Source organism: Pseudomonas sp. PA-1-6B (assembly GCF_021609545.1).
GTDB lineage: Bacteria > Pseudomonadota > Gammaproteobacteria > Pseudomonadales > Pseudomonadaceae > Aquipseudomonas > Aquipseudomonas fluorescens_BV.
This window is the reverse complement of sequence record NZ_WJZM01000011.1, coordinates 13,421-31,470: the sequence shown is the minus strand read 5'-3', so window position 1 is coordinate 31,470 and position 18,050 is coordinate 13,421. Positions and strand designations below refer to the sequence as shown.

The 18,050-nt window shown below is 61.5% G+C and carries 13 protein-coding genes; 7 read left to right on the top strand and 6 right to left on the bottom strand.

Translation table 11 applies throughout. From position 1 onward, the window contains the following. Nucleotides 1-5 precede the first annotated feature (5 nt). The gene (gene tssA, locus GIV35_RS08045; protein WP_236265232.1) at nucleotides 6-1,547 is read right to left on the bottom strand and encodes a type VI secretion system protein TssA; all 1,542 of its coding nucleotides are present in this window, start codon (nucleotides 1,545-1,547) and stop codon (nucleotides 6-8) included. A gap of 469 nt (nucleotides 1,548-2,016) precedes the next feature. On the opposite strand from tssA, the gene GIV35_RS08040 reads away from it, so the two are divergent. Then, a complete protein-coding gene (locus tag GIV35_RS08040; protein ID WP_236265234.1) occupies nucleotides 2,017-2,535 on the top strand; it encodes an Hcp family type VI secretion system effector in 519 nt (172 codons plus the stop codon). Nucleotides 2,536-2,821: 286 nt separating this feature from the next. Here the strand turns inward: GIV35_RS08040 and GIV35_RS08035 are convergent, their stop codons facing one another. Beyond that, complete coding sequence (locus tag GIV35_RS08035; RefSeq protein ID WP_213153098.1) at nucleotides 2,822-3,304, bottom strand: GNAT family N-acetyltransferase; 483 nt, start codon at nucleotides 3,302-3,304, stop codon at nucleotides 2,822-2,824. A gap of 176 nt (nucleotides 3,305-3,480) precedes the next feature. Between GIV35_RS08035 and GIV35_RS08030 the strand changes: the two genes are divergently transcribed. Then, nucleotides 3,481-3,816: a hypothetical protein gene (locus tag GIV35_RS08030; protein WP_198716135.1), complete on the top strand. Its 336-nt coding sequence runs from the start codon at nucleotides 3,481-3,483 to the stop codon at nucleotides 3,814-3,816. Here GIV35_RS08030 and GIV35_RS08025 read toward each other — a convergent pair. Then, entirely contained in the window at nucleotides 3,806-5,419 is a 1,614-nt protein-coding gene (locus tag GIV35_RS08025; RefSeq protein WP_105227085.1) for an ATP-binding response regulator, read from the bottom strand. The two genes, GIV35_RS08030 and GIV35_RS08025, sit on opposite strands and share 11 nt — an antisense overlap. A 97-nt stretch (nucleotides 5,420-5,516) precedes the next feature. On the opposite strand from GIV35_RS08025, the gene GIV35_RS08020 reads away from it, so the two are divergent. From GIV35_RS08020 to argE, 5 genes are all read left to right on the top strand, one after another. After that, nucleotides 5,517-6,119 carry a LuxR C-terminal-related transcriptional regulator gene (locus tag GIV35_RS08020; protein ID WP_236265235.1) on the top strand — a complete coding sequence of 201 codons (603 nt, stop codon included), beginning with the start codon at nucleotides 5,517-5,519 and terminating at the stop codon, nucleotides 6,117-6,119. Nucleotides 6,120-6,307: 188 nt separating this feature from the next. After that, complete coding sequence (locus GIV35_RS08015) at nucleotides 6,308-7,639, top strand: flavin-containing monooxygenase (protein ID WP_419789563.1); 1,332 nt, start codon at nucleotides 6,308-6,310, stop codon at nucleotides 7,637-7,639. Nucleotides 7,640-7,662: 23 nt separating this feature from the next. Next, on the top strand, nucleotides 7,663-8,073 hold the full coding sequence (locus tag GIV35_RS08010) for a RidA family protein (RefSeq protein ID WP_014718154.1): 411 nt from the start codon (nucleotides 7,663-7,665) through the stop codon (nucleotides 8,071-8,073). An 11-nt stretch (nucleotides 8,074-8,084) separates the two neighbouring features. After that, nucleotides 8,085-8,762 carry a DUF1028 domain-containing protein gene (locus GIV35_RS08005; protein WP_200648947.1) on the top strand — a complete coding sequence of 226 codons (678 nt, stop codon included), beginning with the start codon at nucleotides 8,085-8,087 and terminating at the stop codon, nucleotides 8,760-8,762. After that, nucleotides 8,759-9,901, top strand: coding sequence for an acetylornithine deacetylase (gene argE, locus GIV35_RS08000; protein ID WP_236265238.1), 1,143 nt, complete (start codon nucleotides 8,759-8,761; stop codon nucleotides 9,899-9,901). The genes GIV35_RS08005 and argE overlap by 4 nt, the downstream gene beginning before the upstream one ends. A 608-nt stretch (nucleotides 9,902-10,509) precedes the next feature. Here argE and uvrA read toward each other — a convergent pair. The 3 genes from uvrA to GIV35_RS07985 form a co-directional block, all read right to left on the bottom strand. After that, nucleotides 10,510-13,029, bottom strand: a complete 2,520-nt coding sequence (gene uvrA / locus GIV35_RS07995; protein WP_105227090.1) for an excinuclease ABC subunit UvrA — start codon at nucleotides 13,027-13,029, stop codon at nucleotides 10,510-10,512. Beyond that, nucleotides 13,026-14,738, bottom strand: coding sequence for an ATP-binding protein (locus GIV35_RS07990; protein WP_223024558.1), 1,713 nt, complete (start codon nucleotides 14,736-14,738; stop codon nucleotides 13,026-13,028). The genes uvrA and GIV35_RS07990 overlap by 4 nt, the downstream gene beginning before the upstream one ends. A gap of 101 nt (nucleotides 14,739-14,839) precedes the next feature. Next, nucleotides 14,840-17,911 carry an error-prone DNA polymerase gene (locus GIV35_RS07985; protein WP_236265263.1) on the bottom strand — a complete coding sequence of 1,024 codons (3,072 nt, stop codon included), beginning with the start codon at nucleotides 17,909-17,911 and terminating at the stop codon, nucleotides 14,840-14,842. Nucleotides 17,912-18,050 lie beyond the last annotated feature (139 nt).

The window sequence follows — 18,050 nt, the reverse complement described above, 5'->3', positions numbered from 1 at the left end:
AGGCGCTATTCAAGTACTGCTTCAAGATCGAGATGGCACAGCCTGCGATGCAGTGCGTCTTTGCAGTCGCATATGGGCTGGGTTTGTGGCAACAGCTCATAGCAGCGGTACAGAAGCTTGCCGATTTGCAAGGTCAGCACCGGCTCCCAACTTTCCAGGCCTGTGCGCTGTAATTGAAGGTCCAGTTCTTCCAGCTGAAGCCTGGCCAGCTCATGCTTGCCAGCCGCCACGCACAACCTGGCCAGCGCCAGGCGCCAATGAAAGCGCGCTCGATCACCGCACGCCGCCTGCAGCCCTTGCTTGAGTACGGCCACTGCTGCCTTGAGGCCGTCCTTTCGCAGACAAGGCATCACCGCTTGCAATGTGGTCTCCCAGGGCTGCGTGTCACTGTCGGCGACAACATGGGAGGGCTCGGGCTTGTGCACGTGACGCATCACATGCAGCGCGATCCACTCACCTGTCGCAGGGTCGGCAAAGGGGGTGCCATCGTTGAACCGATATTCAGGCAGGTGCGGCAGGCGCTGCAGCAGCAGAGCCAAATGCATCTCCAGTTCAGTCATGGCCAGGTTTGCATGCAAGGCGTCCAGGCACTCCCAGACCATGCGCAAACCATCCAACCAGAACAACGCACCCGCCAGGCTTACCTCAAGCTCAGGCAACAGATCGGCGTGATGGCCTTGGCTGAGACGCTCTTGATAGCGCTTGCGCTTGTCCGCGACCAACGGGCGCAACGCCGTTACTCGCTCACTGTTGGCGTCGGGATAATTGACGAGCATCAACCACGCCAAGGTTCGACCCAGGCGCAAGGCACGCAGGTCGGTTGCGTCCTGGCGCAACCACCAGGCACATAACGGGCGGGCCTGCTCCTGTAAAGTGCGCAGCAGTCTGTGCGCGTCTTTTTCGTTGTTGATCGGTTGCCCGGGACTCGGCAACTGGGTCGTCTGCTTGACCTGGGCAATGACGTTCGCGACACCGCCAGGTTCGGACACACCCTGCGCCAAGCGCTCCGACAATTGCCGGCGAATCGGCAGCAACAAAGGTGCCTCGCTTCCAAGTTTTTCGCCCCATAGCTGGTCGAGACATGCCAGGTGTTCCAACAGGGCCTGGAATAAAGGCCGTTGATCGCTGAGCGACGGGTTGAGTGCAAACGCTTGCTCAAGGCGCGACACCAGCCAGCCAAACGCCGCAGCACGGGTTCGTAGCTTGCCAGGGTAAACCTGCTCCCAATGGAGCTCACACAGGTCACGCAGCAAACCGAGACCGGCCAGCAATCCGGCAAATGAATCACGTTGATACAGGGCCCAGACCAACCAGACGGCGACGCGTAGATCCTTGGAGTGATCACGCAGCAAATGCTCGCTGACTTCGCTGACCTTCTGCCAATCCGGCTGGCCCGCAACATGGATAGACTGGGCTTTGCCAAGCTCGGCCTCCAGCGCTTCAAACTCGCTCGAAAAACGCACGTCACTACCAACAAAACTGCTTGAGCAACATGCTGTCCGTGCAAGCTTGCGGTAATGAACATAAAGTTCTTCTGAATAAGCCATTTTGAGTTGCACACATCCGTCCGAGGTAAATAGGAGGACTTAACGCCATTGTCGAAACGCCCTTGAACTTCCATTCAAAACTCATCGAAGTGAGTGAACCTTAGCCACGACAAAAACAATCAGCAAGTAACGGAACGGAACTTAAGAAACGTCCTACACACCCAACAAATAAAGGAATGCGCAACTATTTGCGCACCTCTTCATCGGAAAAAACCACGCTTTATCTCCGACAGCCGCGCATTTACAACTTATAGGGCATGAGCAACTAAGTGCGCGCAGGCGTGAAACTAATAGCGCTGAAATCCACCTACCGTTCGACAATAAGCTCTGAACAAACGAACACAGAGCCGCCTTCGTCTTTATTTCATTGGCTTTCATACTTTCAGGCACGCTTCTTGTTATAGGCCTCTGCCCCTTCAGCGCTTTTGCTGTTCGGCAATACCTACTCAATCAGGCAAGGAAACCCGTCATGCCAACACCCGCGTATCTCTCCATCACCGGTGTCAAACAAGGTTTGATTACGGCTGGCACATTTACTCAGGACTCGGTAGGCAGCATTTATCAGGAAGGTCATGAGGACCAGATACTGGTACAGGCATTTGCTCACCAGGTGATCATTCCTCGCGACCCGCAATCCGGCCAGCCAACCGGTCAGCGCGTGCACAAACCGCTGATGATCAGCAAGGTTTTCGATAAATCCTCACCCTTGCTGTTCAGCGCCCTGACTACCGGCGAAGAAGTGTCCTGCCGGCTGGAATGGCTGCGCAGCTCTTACTCCGGGACCCTGGAGCACTACTTCACCATTGAACTGGAAGGCGCGACCATCGTGGACATCCAATCGCGCATGCCCAACTGCCAGGCCCCCGACAACGCCCACTTCACCCATCTGGAGGACGTGCACTTCAGCTATCGCAAGATCATCTGGACTCACGAAGTCGCCGGGACGTCCGGTTCGGACGACTGGCGCAATCCAGTAGCCGGCGGCTAGGCAGAGCGATAACGCCCCGCTAACTACGATGCGAAGCAAGCCGCTCTTGTTCTTGATCTCAGGCGCCCTGTTAAACCACGCTAGCCGAACGCAGGCGAGGTGCCGAGTGGTGGGGCAAGAGCGTTTTGCTTACTTTGGCCTGGGCCGGCATCCCGGCTTTTGCAAAGTGAGCCGCCGTCATTGCGAAACCCTAAGTGACCGTTACCCGAATAACGGATATGTACGCGGTCTGATCCAACATCTGGTGGCTAGGTGGCACAGGTGATCAAGCAATTGCGCGCTGCATTCAAGCGGGACTCATAACCCGCAACCGCTTCACCATCGGCACACACGCCAGCACCAACCCGGACGGAGAGCGATACACCGCTTGCTCATCGCCTACATACCCGCACGCTCTATAAAAACTTACCGCGTTCAAGGTCGCATCCAGCACAACCTGTTCAATCGCTTGCTGGCGTGCCACGCCTTCCAGATGAGCAAGCATTGCCTTGCCAAGGCCATGCCCCATGTAAGCGGGCAATACAAACAAGGCCCCTATTTCACCGTCGGCAAGATCGAGCATACCGGTGACGACAGGCTCGTCATTCAGCCAGCCCATGTAGAACTGTTTTTCCATCAACACGCTGTAGCCATCGCTGGCGCGACCTCGGGTCCAGAGCGCCATTTGCTCAGCGCTGTAGGCGCCAATGCATTGGCCGCGAATGGCCTCGCGTCGAATCTCGAACGCACGCTCGGCGTCATCCGGCGTGGCACGTTTTATCTCCAGCATCGCAAGCTCCTTCCATGACCTCAAACTGCCACTAGCCCATTTGTGCTAATCGACCCCACCCCACGGCGGCGCTATATTCCGCGGCACTTCCAACGTTCTCACCCACACCGCGCACTCAGTGCGCGCGGGTTCTTTGCGCGTTGGAAAAACCAAAACAACCCCAAGGAAGAAGCACCATGAAACTCCACTCCCCTGTCACTCGTCTTGCCCTGGTGGGCGCCTTGATCATCGGCGTCGCCGGTTGCAGCAATATCAAGCCCACCGAAGATCATCTCAAGAAGCTTTCGGAAACCAATCTGGGTGAGCCGGTAAAACGTATTTCCAATGTGCGCAGCGACTCCATGACCACCTACTACGTCGCTAACACAGCCTCCGGCGAGTACAACTGCTCCGTGCCCAGCGGTGCGAGCGGCGGCGCGTTCGCAATTGCCAGCTTCGGTCTGATGAAGCCCGCGGCCTACTGCATGCCCAAGGGCGCCAAAGGCAATGGGTTGACGCCGTTCATGCAGTAATTTTTTCCTGACTGAGCTCACGCAGGGTGCCGCGCAATTCCGCAGGGCGTACCGGTTTGGAGAGGATAGCGATCTGACGATCATGCAACGCGGCCTGGATTTTCTCCACATCGTGCCCGGTGAGGATCAGCGCTGGCACCGCCCAGCCGCGTTGCTCGCGTAGCTGGTCGATGCATTCAATGCCGGTAGCATGGTTGCCCAGATCGTAGTCGGCAACGATGATGTCGCAGTCGCTGACCAAGCCCTGCCCCGTGGACTCGGCCTGCACCTCGCACCCCCAGCGCTCGAGCAAGGCTTGGGTGGCGAGCAGCACGTTGTAGTCATCCTCCACCAGGCACACTTTCAGACCGCTGAGCAGACCGGCCTGGCGAGCATCGTCACGCACTGCCGGTTGACGCGGCGCGGTGGCCAGGGCCAGGCCATGCAGACTCACTGAGGTGCCATGGCCCACCCGCGAACGCAGGCTCACCTGCAACCCCATCAACTGCCCCAGGCGCTTGACGATGGACAGCCCAAGGCCCACGCCTTCAACGTCCTTGTCACGCAGTTGGCGCACGCGATAAAACTCTTCGAAGACCTTTGACAGATGCTCCCTGGCAATGCCCCGCCCCTGGTCGTGCACCTCCACCACCAAGCCGTTATCGCGAACACGCACACCGATCAGCACTGGTCGTTGCGCGCCGTATTTGAAGCAATTGGAGAGCAGGTTCTGCACCATCGTTGCCAACATGGCCGGGTCGACCAGCACCCAGTGAGCGCAGGCGCGCAAGCGCAACTGCACTCCGGCCCAACGCGCAGCCTCGGCGTTCTGGCGAACCAGGTCGGCGAGAAAGTCACCCAGGTGAATCACTTGGTATTTGGGCAACAGGCGTCCGTTGTCGAGGGTGTAAAGATCGAGAATCGAACGGAACAACTGCGACACGTTAAGCAAAGAGCGGTCGATATTGTCTACCAGGCGCTGTTCGTCCTCCCCCAAGCGGGCTTCGCGCAAGCAGGCAGTGAACAGGCCGATGGAGTGGATCGGCTGGCGCAGGTCATGGCTGGCCTGGGCAAGAAAGCGCGACTTTTCCAGGTTGGCGGCGATGGCTTGCTCGGAAGCCTTGCGTGTGCGCTCCAACAGGATATGGGCGTACACCGGGATCACTGTGCTGGTGATCATCAGCATCAGCATCATGAAGGGTTGCGCCTGCCACAGCGGCGTGAGTTGGTACACGATCAACAGCGCCAGCAACGCCAGCCCCGTCGCAATTGCCAGGTAGCGCGAACCGTAGCGCATGCCGTTGCCCAGGTTCACCCAGACCATCACCGCATACAGCGGCAATGCCGCCTCACCGCCCACCACCAGGCCGAACGAAGTGCCCGTGTAGTCGTGGATCATGCCGAAGATCCGCCGCGCCGGATAATGCCCGGGCCAGCGTGCGATCACCTGGCGCAACCCGATGGATGCCAGCAGGAACACGAAGATATACAGGATCACCGGCAGGTAGGTGTCCAACGACTGCCCAGGCAGGAAACCCAATAGGCTTATATACACAATGGCGATGGTGGCCACCACGATGCGCAGGTTAGCCTGATCGAGTTCGGAGTTGGTCTCGGGACTCATAGTCATATCCTTGACATATCATCTTAGAAAAGGGGCCCTTGGCCCGCTGGTAAAGTAGCATGCCTCGACACAACCTGGCCCCAGGAAGGAGCTCGCCATGACCGGCCGGATCATCATCGCCGACGACCACCCCATGTTTCGCGAAGGCATGGCGCGCACCGTGCAACGCCTGCTGCCCGACGCCCAGGTGCAAGAGGCCGGCGACCTGGCCACGGTGAATACGCTGCTGCGCGAGGCGGGTGAGGTCGATACCCTGATCCTCGATTTGCGCTTTCCCGGCCTGACCTGCATCAGCCAACTGGCCGAACTGCGCCAGCACCTGCGACGCACCACCTTGGTGGTGGTGTCGATGGTCGACGACCCTGCGCTGATCGAACAAGTCATGGCCTTGGGCGTCGACGGTTTTATCGGCAAGAACATCGCCCCGGACGAGATCGGCCGGGCGCTGCTGGCGATACGTGCCGGCGAAGTGCTGGTCAAGTTCGCGCCGTCGGGCCTGCTGCCGCTGGACACTCATACCCTTACCACCCGCCAGCAGGAAGTGTTGCGCCTGATTGCCCAGGGCAAGACCAACAAGGAAATCGCCAAGGCCCTGGATATCTCGCCGTTTACCGTGCGCATCCATGTGTCGTCCCTGCTGCGCAGCCTGAAGGTACCATCGCGGGCGGCGGCGGCGGTGAAGTACTCCGGAGAGCTCTAAGCTGTTTGTAGGAGCGAGCTTGCTCGCGAGAAAACCACAGGCGCCGCGCTGATTCAGAAAACACGCGTTAGCGTTGACGTTTTTCGCGAGCAAGCTCGCTCCTACAGCCCCTCTGCATCCGATATTTATGCTCAATTCCCAACTTAATAATATTTTATTAATCACCGCCCGCCCCCTAACTTGACGTCATGCCCAAGCTGAATCCAACTGCATTACGCAAGGACAGACACATGACTCAAGCAATAACAAAAATAGATACGCTGGTAGTGGGCGCAGGTCAGGCTGGCGTGGCCATGAGCGAGCATTTGAGCAAGCAAGGCGTGCCGCACCTGGTGCTGGAGCGCAGCCGTATCGCCGAGCGCTGGCGCACCGGGCGCTGGGACTCGTTGGTCGCCAACGGCCCGGCCTGGCATGACCGCTTCCCCGGTCTGGAATTCGACGACGTCCCTGCCGATGGCTTCGCGCCAAAAGAGCGTGTCGCCGATTACTTTGAAGCCTACGCACGCAAATTCAATGCGCCGATCCGCACTGGCGTGGACGTGACGTCAGTGGTACGTAACATCGGCCGCCCCGGCTTCACCGTGCACACCAGTGAAGGTGTGATCGAAGCCAACCGCGTGGTCGCCGCCACCGGGCCATTCCAGAAGCCCGTGATTCCAGGCATAGCGCCTACAGGCACGGCTCTGCACCAGATCCATTCCGCCGACTATCGCAACCCTGGGCAACTGCCGGCAGGCGCCGTATTAGTGGTGGGCGCCGGTTCTTCCGGCGTACAAATCGCCGATGAACTGCAGCGCGCCGGTCGCCAGGTCTACCTGTCGGTAGGCGCCCATGACCGCCCGCCCCGCGCCTATCGCAACCGGGATTTCTGCTGGTGGCTGGGGGTTCTGGGCGAGTGGGACCAGGCGGCGATGAAACCTGGCCGTGAACACGTGACCATTGCTGTGAGCGGCGCCCACGGCGGCAAGACCATCGACTTCCGTGAACTGGCCCAGCAAGGCATGACCCTGGTTGGCCTGACCCAAGCCTTCGACGGCACGGTGGCGACGTTCCAACCCAACCTGGTGGAAAACCTGGCACACGGGGATGAGAACTACCGGGCCCTGCTGGACGCGGCCGACGCGTATGTCGAACGCAATGGTCTCGACCTGCCCCAGGAGCCCGAAGCACGTCGCGTGTTTCCAGACGCTGAATGCATCAAGCAGCCAATCCTGACGCTGGACCTGGCCCAAGCGGGCATCACCTCGATCATCTGGGCCACCGGATTTGCCGTGGACTACAGCTGGCTACAGGTGAACGCTTTCGACGCCGCCGGCAAGCCGCAACACCAACGCGGTGTATCCAGCGAAGCCGGCATCTACTTCCTCGGTTTGCCATGGCAATCGCGGCGTGGCTCGTCGTTTATCTGGGGGGTGTGGCACGACGCCAAATACGTAGCCGACCATATCGCTATCCAGCGTCAGTACCTCGAGTACCGCGCAGCTGCGCCGGTTGCCCGCCAGACCCCTGTCAGCGCCTGATCACTTTTTCCTGGAGTTTTTTGATGCCTACTCACACTCGCATCCGCATGTTCAACACCAAAGAAACCTATCCCAACCAGAGCCTGGATAACGACCTGTGCCAGGCCGTGCGCGCCGGCAACACCGTGTATGTACGCGGCCAGGTGGGCACTGATTTCGATGGCAACCTGGTGGGCCTCGGCGACCCTCGGGCCCAGGCCGAGCAGGCGATGAAAAACGTCAAGCAACTGCTCGAAGAAGCCGGCAGCGACCTCAGCCACATCGTCAAAACCACCACCTACTTGATCGACCCACGCTACCGCGAGCCGGTGTATCAGGAAGTGGGCAAGTGGCTCAAGGGCGTATTCCCGATTTCCACCGGGCTGGTGGTCTCGGCCCTGGGCCAGCCGCAGTGGCTGATGGAAATCGATGTGATCGCGGTTATCCCAGAGTAAGGAGGCTAACCATGACCTTTTCAATCGTTGGCCGCTGCGCGGAAACCGGCCAGTTGGGCGTCGCCATCAGCTCATCAAGTATCGCCGTAGGCGCTCGCTGCCCATGGCTGCGGCCCGGCGTGGGCGCGGTATCGACCCAGAACATCACCTTGCCGGCCCTCGGCCCAGATGTGCTCGACGGGCTGGAACAGGGCCTGGCCCCAGCCGATGCCGTGGACAAAGCACTCACCCGCAACGGCTACAGCCAGTATCGGCAACTGACGGCGATAGACCACCTGGGCCGCAGCGTGCATTTCAGCGGCAGCCAGACCCTGGGTACCCATCACGCGGTATCGGGCGAGCAATGCGTGGCGGCGGGCAATATGCTCGCCGACCGTGAAGTCATCACCGCGATGGTCTCGGCCTTCGAACAGGGCGAAGGCCAGCTCGCAGACCGGTTGCTGGCAGCGATGCATGCCGCCATCGCCGCCGGTGGCGAAGCCGGCCCGGTGCATTCCGCCGCGCTGGTGGTGGTGGGCGAGTTGACTTGGCCGATCATCAACTTGCGCGTGGATTGGGCCGACGAAGCGCCGATTGGCGAATTGCAAAAACTCTGGGACGCCTACCGCCCACAGGTACAGGACTATATCGATCGCGCCCTCGCCCCCGACCGCTCCCCCGGCTACGGCGTGGCCGGAGACGAGCGATGAGCCGCAGCCGCGACCTGCTGGAAACGCTGGTGGGCTTCGACACCACCAGCCGTGAGTCCAACCTGCAGTTGATCGAGTTTGTGCGCGATTACCTGGCCGGGTTTGGCATCGCCAGCGAGTTGGTCTACAACGCGCAACGCACCAAGGCCAACCTGTTTGCCAGCGTCGGCCCGGTTGAGCTGCCAGGTATCGTGCTGTCGGGGCATACCGACGTGGTGCCAGTGGATGGGCAACCCTGGACCCTGCCGCCGTTCACGTTGACCGAGCGTGACGGCAAGCTGTTCGGGCGCGGCACTGCCGACATGAAGGGGTATGTCGCATGCGTGCTGGCGTTGGTACCCGAACTGGTCAAAACACCGTTGCGCCTGCCGGTGCATATCGCCCTGTCCTACGATGAAGAAGTCGGATGCCTGGGCGTACGCTCATTGCTCGCTGTTCTGGAACAGCGCCCGGTGAAACCCATGCTGTGCATCATCGGCGAACCGACCGAACTCAAACCGGTGTTGGGTCATAAGGGCAAGTTGGCGATGCGCTGCGACATACAGGGTCAAGCATGTCATTCGGCGTATGCGCCCTCGGGGGTGAATGCGATCGAACATGCCGCCGATCTGATCTGCGAACTCGGGCGCATCGGCCAGCGCTTGCGTTCGCACCAGGACCCACGTTTCAACCCACCTTTCAGCACGGTACAGACCGGCCTGATCAGTGGCGGCAAGGCATTGAACATCGTCCCGGCCGATTGTCGCTTTGACTTTGAAGTACGCGCCCTGCCCGCCTCGGACCCCGCTGAAGTTGCTCAAGAACTGCAAGCGTACGCCATGCAGCAGGTACTGCCGCGTATGCAGGCGGTCAGCAAGCAGAGCTCCATTCGGTTCACAGAGCTGTCGGCCTACCCGGGGCTGGTCACGGATGAGCACAGCCAGGCGGCGCAGCTGATTGCGGCGTTTTGCGGCTCGCAAGCGTTCGGCACCGTAGCGTTTGGCACCGAAGGCGGGCTGTTTGATGCGGCAGGCATTCCCACCGTGGTATGCGGGCCCGGGAGCATGGAGCAGGGGCATAAGCCGGACGAGTTCGTGAGCGTAGCGCAATTGGCGGGATGTGATGCCATGTTGGGGCGCATGCTGGACTCGATCCGCTGAGCCAAACACTGCTTCCATACGGGTTTGTATTGCCCACAGAATCAGCGCCCGGCACAGATCCCCTGTGGGAGCGGGCTTGCCCGCGAAGGCGGTGTGTCAGTCACTGAATCTTCAGCTGAACCACCGCCATCGCAGCATAGGTATCTACATAATTTTGGCGCTACGCTGGGCCTGTGGAGAGTGAGCTTGCTCCCGTGACGACCTGCCAACCGACGCTGATCTACCTGACACATCACGATCCAAATGTGGGAGCTGGCTTGCCTGCGAAGACGGCCTGACAGTCAACACAGTTGGACCGTGTACATATCCATTCCTGCGGTAACGGCCACTTAGGGTTCCGCCCTGACGGCGGCTCACTTTCGAAAAGCCGGAATGCCGGCCCAGACAAAAGTAAGCAAAGCGCTCTTGCCCCACCACTCGGCACCTCGCTTAGGCTCGGTGTGCCCGTAATCCGCCAGCGTGGTTTGACGGGGCGCCTAAGATCAAAAGCAGATCAAGAGCGACTCGCTTCGCATCGTGGTTACCGTCTGCCGTTACAGCCCACAAAGTTGTGTAGATACCTCTGACCATCGCAGGCAAGCCCGCTCCCACAAAAGGCCAGCCTCCAGTCAGACCAGCTCCCGAGCAAGAAACGGCGCAGTCCGGCTGGTCTTGCTCTTGGCCACTTTCTGCGGCGCCCCACACGCCACGACTCTCCCGCCCAAGTCCCCTGCTCCCGGCCCGATATCAATCACCCAGTCACTTTGGGCCACAACGCGCATTTCATGCTCCACCACAACCACCGTATGCCCCGCATCCACCAACTGGTTCAGTTGGCTGAGCAAACGATCGACGTCCCTGGGGTGCAACCCGGTGGTCGGCTCGTCCAGCACATACAAGGTGGCGCCCCGGGCATTGCGTTGCAACTCGGTAGCGAGCTTGATGCGCTGTGCCTCACCGCCCGACAACTCGGTGGCCGGCTGCCCGAGGCGCAGATAACCCAGGCCGATATCGCGCAACACGACTAACGAACGCAGGATGCCCGGCTGCTCGGCAAACACCTGCACCGCTTGCTCCACCGTCAGCCCCAGCACCTGGGCGATGTTCAAGCCCTGCCATTTGATCGCCAGGGTGTCGGGGTTGTAGCGCGCGCCATGACAGGTCGGGCATGGCGCGTATACGCTGGGCATGAACAGCAATTCAACGCTGACAAAACCTTCACCCTCACAGTTCGGGCAACGGCCCTTGGCGACGTTGAAGGAGAACTGCCCGGCATCGTAATTGCGTTTCTTGGCCGCTGGCGTGGCGGCAAACAGTTTGCGCACGTTGTCGAACAGCCCGGTGTAGGTCGCCAGGTTGGAACGCGGCGTGCGGCCGATGGGCTTCTGGTCCACCTGCACCAGGCGCTGAATGTGCTCGAGCCCGGCGCTGATGCGCCCGCCACTGGCTTGCGGTGCAGCATCTTCCAGGCTCGGTTCGTCGTCGCTTTCCAGCACACGCCCCAGGGCCGTGCCCACCAATTCCAGCAGCGCCTGGCTGACCAGGCTGGATTTGCCCGAGCCGGAAATCCCCGTCACCGCGGTGAAACGGCCCAGCGGGAAATCCACGTTCAAATCTTTCAGGTTATTGCGCGTCACGCCTTTGAGCTTCAGCCAACCGGCCGGCTCGCGGCTTGGCACATTGGCCGGGCGAGGTGAGGCAAACAGGTATTCGCGGGTCTGCGAGGCCTCGACATCCGCCAACCCTGCTGGCGGCCCGCTGTACAGCACTTGCCCGCCATGTTCGCCGGCAGCCGGGCCCACGTCGATCAGCCAGTCGGCGCGGCGCATGGTTTCCAGGTCATGTTCCACCACAAACAGCGAATTGCCCGCGGCCTTCAAACGATCAAGCGCAGTGAACAATGCTTCGCCATCCGCCGGGTGCAGGCCCGCCGAAGGCTCATCGAGCACATAAATAACGCCGAACAACTGCGAGCCCAATTGGGTGGCCAGGCGCAGACGCTGCAGTTCCCCGGACGACAGGGTCGGCGTGCTGCGCTCCAGGGACAGATAGCCCAGGCCCAGTTCGATCAAGGTGTTGACCCGTTCGAGCAAGTCCTGGGCGATGCGCTGGGCCGCCAGGCGTTTTTCCACCGACAGCTTCATCGTGTCCTGCCCCGCGGCCACCGGCTGCAGCAACTCGGCCAATTGCGCCAGGGACAATTGCGACAGCTCACCGATATCCACCCCGGCAAACTTCACCGACAGCGCCGCCTGGTTCAGGCGTTTACCCTCGCACAATGGGCAGGCACTGCCTTGCATGAACTGCGATACACGCTTTTTCATCAGCGCGCTTTGGGTGTGGGCGAAGGTGTGCAGGATATAGCGCCGAGCGCCGCTGAACGTGCCTTGGTAGCTGGGTTCGAGCTTGCGTTTCAACGCCTCGCGGGTCTGCTGCGGGGTGAAGCCGGCGTACACCGGTACGGTGGGGGTTTCTTCGGTGAACAGGATCCAGTCGCGCTGCTTTTTCGGCAGCTCGCGCCACGGGATGTCCACGTCATAACCCAGGGTCACAAGGATGTCGCGCAGGTTCTGGCCCTGCCACGCCAACGGCCAGGACGCCACTGCGCGCTGGCGGATAGTCAAGGACGGATCGGGCACCATCAGCGCTTCGGTCACTTCATACACGCGGCCCAGGCCGTGGCATTGCGGGCACGCGCCCTGGGGCAGGTTCGGCGAGAAGTCCTCGGCGTACAACATGGCCTGCCCTTTCGGATAACGGCCGGCGCGGGAATAGAGCATGCGGATCAAGCTCGACAAGGTGGTGACACTGCCCACCGACGAGCGCGCACTGGGTGTACCCCGTTGCTGTTGCAGGGCCACGGCAGGCGGCAAGCCTTCGATGCTGTCTACGTCCGGCACGCCGACCTGGTCGATCAAGCGCCGCGCATACGGCGCCACCGATTCGAAATAGCGGCGCTGGGCCTCGGCGTACACCGTGGAAAACGCCAGGGACGATTTGCCGGAGCCAGACACGCCGGTAAATACCACCAGGGCGTCCCGGGGAATATCCACATCGACATTGCGCAAGTTATGTTCACGGGCGCCACGCACCCTGACGAAGCCCGTTTGCCGGGCGGTGAGCGGTGGGATGTTGCGCTGTGATGTCATGGGCAACCTTGTCTTGCGCCAAGCACCCTGCGCACGCGTTGGGTCAGGGCATCGGGGCTGTAGGGTTTGCTCAGCAGGTGGATATCGGCGCTGAGCAGATGATTGGAAGACAGAATGTCGCGGGTGTGACCCGAGGTAAACAGCACCGGCACCGGCGGGTTCTGAGCGCGGGCCCAGGTGGCCAGGTCGGTGCTCTTGACCCGACCCGGCATCACCACATCGGTGAAGATCAGGTCCGGCGACACGCCGCGCTGCAACACTTGCATCGCGCGGTCGCCATCCTCGGCGGTCAGTACGGTATAACCCGACTGCTGCAGCAACTCGACCACCGTCAGGCGCACGCCTTCGTTGTCCTCGACCACCAGGATGGTTTCCTGGCCACCGCCTTGCAGGTCCGCATCACTGTAGTCGTCGAAGCATTCAGGCTCCAGGCAGTGGGGGAAATACATCTGCACCACCGAGCCCTTGCCCTCCTCGCTCCACATGTCCACGTGCCCGCCACTTTGGCGCACAAAACCGAACACCATGCTCAACCCCAGGCCGGTGCCGTGGCCTTCGCGCTTGGTGGTAAAGAAGGGTTCGAATGCGCGCTTGAGGGTCGCCTCGGACATGCCCACGCCGGTGTCGGCCACTGCCAGGCACACGTACTCGCCGGGCTTGATGCTTTTACCGATGCAATCGTCCGGGTTGAGGATGACGTTTTCCCCGGTGATACGAATCACACCCTCGCCTTGCATGGCATCGCGGGCGTTGATCGCCAGGTTGAGCAGCGCGTTTTCCAGCTGGTTGCGGTCGACATTGATGCACCAGGAGTCCTGGGGCAGTTGCACGTCGATATGAATGGTTTCCCCCAACGCCCGTTGCAACAGCTCGCCCAGGCCGGCGTAGATGCGCTGCGGGTTGTACACCGCCGGAGACAAGGGCTGGCGACGGGCAAAGGCCAACAGTTGCGACGACAGCTTGGCCCCTCGCTCCACGGCGGCGATGGCCGCGGTGACGCGACGTTGCACCTGACAATTGTCCGGCTCATGCCGGGCGAGCAAATGCAGGTTGCCGGCGATCACTTGCAGCAGGTTATTGAAGTCATGGGCCACGCCACCGGTCAGGCCGCCAATCGCTTCCAGCTTCTGTGACTGGCGCAACTGGTCTTCTGCGGCAGACCGCGCCTGCACTTCAGCGGCTACGCGTTGCTCCAGATTATGGGTGAGCTCCTGGCGCACCCGCTCGGACTTCACCAGTTCGGTGGTTTCCACCACAATCGCCAGCACCCCGGCCGGCTGTTGGTTGTCCCCGGCCACGGGGCTGTAATAGAGGTCCAGCCATACGCTTTCCGGTTGGCCGTGACGCGATAACACCAGCTCCTTGTTATTGAAGGACAAGGTACCGCCCGCCAGGCACGTATCCACCACATGCCGATTGAACTCGGCCACTTCCGGCCAGCCCAGTTCTACCGGAGTGCCCAAGAGGTAGGGATGGCGCCCGCCGGCAAATACCGAATAGCTGTCGTTGTAGATCATGTACCCCGCCCGCCCCCACAGCATCACCATCGGCACGGGTGAGGCGAGCATCATTTGCACGGTGCAAGCCAGGCTCGTGGACCACTGATCCAAGGGGCCAAGGTCGGTACTTGACCAGTCAAACGTGCGAATCCGCTGGGCCATTTCGCCGGCCCAGCCTTCACAGCCATGGGGGTTGGATAAAAATTGCATGATTGGGCTCTGTGCAGGGACAAGACAGTCGCAAGTTTTGGAGCGCGCCAGCGGTGGATGGTTTCATCCTGAACACAGAGGAATGCACAAACCCCTGGAACTCAATGAAAATCCCGGCTGCGCACCACCATTCCATCCAGCAACGGCGTCAAATCGGTGAGGCGCCCCGCGATCAAATGCCGCACCTCACCCACCGCCTCCCAACGGCCGTCCACCTTGAGCAAACGCGAGCCCACCAGCGCCTGGCGCTGACGCTCGGCCAGGTCGCGCCAGACCACCACATTGAGGTTGCCGAACTCATCCTCCAGGGTGACAAAGGTCACGCCGCTCGCCGTGCCTGGGCGCTGGCGGCCAGTGACCAGCCCGGCGATACTCACGTTGCGCCCATGTTCCACCGTCAGCAACTCCTGGGAACTGCGGCAGCGGCGCCGGCGTAACTCGGCGCGCAACAACGCCAGGGGATGGGGCCCCAGGGTGGTACCGAGGGTGGCGTAATCGGCGTGCAAATCTTCGCCTACCGTGGGCTCGGGTAATGCCACCCGCGTTTCATCGGGGCTCGGCAGGCCGGCAAACAAGCCCAGTTGCTGATGCACACCGGCCACGTCCCAGCGCGCCTGATGGCGGTTGCCGGCCAGGGCGCGCAAGGCCCCGGCATCCGCCAGCAGCGCCTGGGCACGCGTATCCAACCCGGCGCGCGCGTCCAGGTCAGCGATGTCATTGAACAGCCGCTGCTGCCTCGCCGCTTCGATACGCCGCCCGTCGTCCTCGCGAAACCCCGAGATCATGCGCAAGCCCAGGCGAATCGCCGGTTGCTGGCCGTCGATGGGCTCCAGGCTGCATTCCCAGTCGCTGGCCTGCACATCCACCGGGCGGATCTGCAAGCGATGGCGCCGAGCGTCCTGCAGGATCTGGTCCGGGCTGTAAAAGCCCATGGGCCAGCTGTTGATCAGGGCGCAGGCGAAGGCCGCCGGCTCATGGCATTTGAGCCAGCAACTGGCATAGGTCAGCAAGGCGAAACTGGCGGCGTGGGACTCCGGGAAACCATAGCTGCCAAAGCCCTTGATCTGCTCGAAAATCTGCGCGGCAAAGGCTTCGGTGTAGCCGTTCTTCAGCATGCCGGTGCGCAGGCGCTGCTGATGCGGCTCCAGGCCGCCGTGGCGTTTCCAGGCGGCCATGGAGCGGCGCAACTGGTCAGCCTCGCCGGGGCTGTAGTCGGCGGCGACCATGGCGATTTGCATCACCTGTTCCTGGAACAGCGGGATGCCCAGGGTGCGTTCCAGCACGGCTTTCAATTGCGGCGACGGATAGGTGGTGGGCTCTTCATTATTCCGTCGACGCAAGTACGGATGCACCATGCCGCCCTGGATCGGCCCAGGCCGCACAATGGCAACCTCGATCACCAGGTCATAAAACGTCTGCGGCTTGAGCCGGGGCAACATCGACATCTGCGCCCGCGACTCGATCTGGAACACACCGATGGTGTCGGCCTTGCTGATCATGGCGTAGGTGGCCGGGTCTTCCTTGGGAATCGTGGCCAGGCTCAAGTCCCGGTGGCGATGTCGGCGCAGCAAATCGAAGCAGCGGCGGATCGCGCTGAGCATGCCCAGGGCAAGGATGTCCACCTTGAGCAAACCGACGGCGTCGAGGTCGTCCTTGTCCCACTGGATAATGGTGCGCTCGGCCATGGCCGCATTTTCCACCGGCACCAGGGTGTCCAGCGGGTATTCGCTGATCACAAAGCCGCCAGGGTGCTGGGACAGGTGCCGCGGAAAACCGATCAGTTGCTGGGTCAATGTCAAGACACGCCGCAGCAGTGGGCTGTCCGGGTCGAAGCCGCTTTCACGCAGGCGCTCCAACGGCGGCGCCTCATCGCTCCAGCGCCCGCAGCAATCGGCCAAGGCGTTGATCTGGTCCGCCGGCAGCCCGAGGGCCTTGGCCACATCACGTACCGCGCCCGTGGCGTGGTAACTGCTGACTACCGCCGTCAAGGCTGCACGGGTGCGGCCATAGCGCTGGAACACGTATTGCAGCACCTCTTCGCGGCGTTCGTGCTCAAAGTCCACGTCGATGTCCGGCGGCTCGTTGCGCTCCTTGGACAGGAAGCGCTCGAACAGCAGGTTGGTCAGGCTCGGGTTGATTTCGGTGATGCCCAGGGCAAAACACACCGCCGAGTTAGCCGCCGAACCCCGGCCCTGGCACAGGATCGAACGGCTGCGGGCGAAACGCACGATGTCATGCACCGTAAGGAAATAGCTTTCGTAACCCAGCTCGCTGATCAGTTGCAGTTCACGATGGATTTGCTGCAAGGTCTTGTCGTCGATGCCTTCGGGCCAGCGCTGGGCGATGCCTTCTTCGGTGAGGGTGCGCAGCCAGGATTGGGCGTCATGCCCCGCGGGTACCAGCTCGCGTGGATAGTGATAGCGCAACTGGCCGAGGTCGAAGGTGCAGCGCCGCGCGATGGCGAGGGTTTCATCCAGCAAGGCCTGGGGGTACAGCGCCGCCAGCGCGTCGAGGCTGCGCAGGTGGCGTTCGCCATTGGGGTGCAGGCGCGTGCCGGCTTCGGCTACCGGCACATGGTGGCGGATGGCGGTCATGGTGTCTTGCAGGGCACGGCGGCCTCGCGCATGCATATGCACATCGCCGCAGGCCACGGCAGGGATTTGCAGGCTGTGGGCCAGTTGCAAGCGCTGTTGCAGATGGCGCGCATCGTCCTGCCCACAGTGCAGGTGCACCGCCAGCCACAGGCGCTGGTCGAAGGTGCGGCGCAGCCAGTCGAGGCTGGCCTGGGTGTCGCTGTCTTGCGCCACCCACAACGCCAACAGGCCGGGCAACGGTTGCTGGAAATCTTCCTGTAGCAGACGATAATTGCCCTTTTCAGCCCGACGCCGGGCCAGGGTGATCAGCCGGCACAGGTGCTGGTAACCGCTCAGGTTCTCTACCAGCAACACCAGTTTCGGGCCGTTTTCGATGTGCATTTCGCTGCCGATAATCAACGGCAAGTCCACGGCTTTGGCGGCTTGCCAGGCACGCACGATGCCTGACAGCGTGCATTCATCGGTGATCGCCAGGGCGCTGTAGCCTTGGCGCTTGGCGCGCTCGAAAAGCTCCAGCGCACTGGAGGCACCACGCTGGAAGCTGAAATTGGACAGGCAGTGCAGCTCGGCATAATTCATGCGTCCCCACCCCCTGTTGGAGCGAGCTTGCTGTGGCGAGGGAGCTTGCTCCCGCTGACTGCGCAGCAGTCTCCGGCTTTTATTGGGGGCGCTGCGCACCCCAGCGCAAGCAAGCTTGCTCGCCACAGTAAGTGCGCTC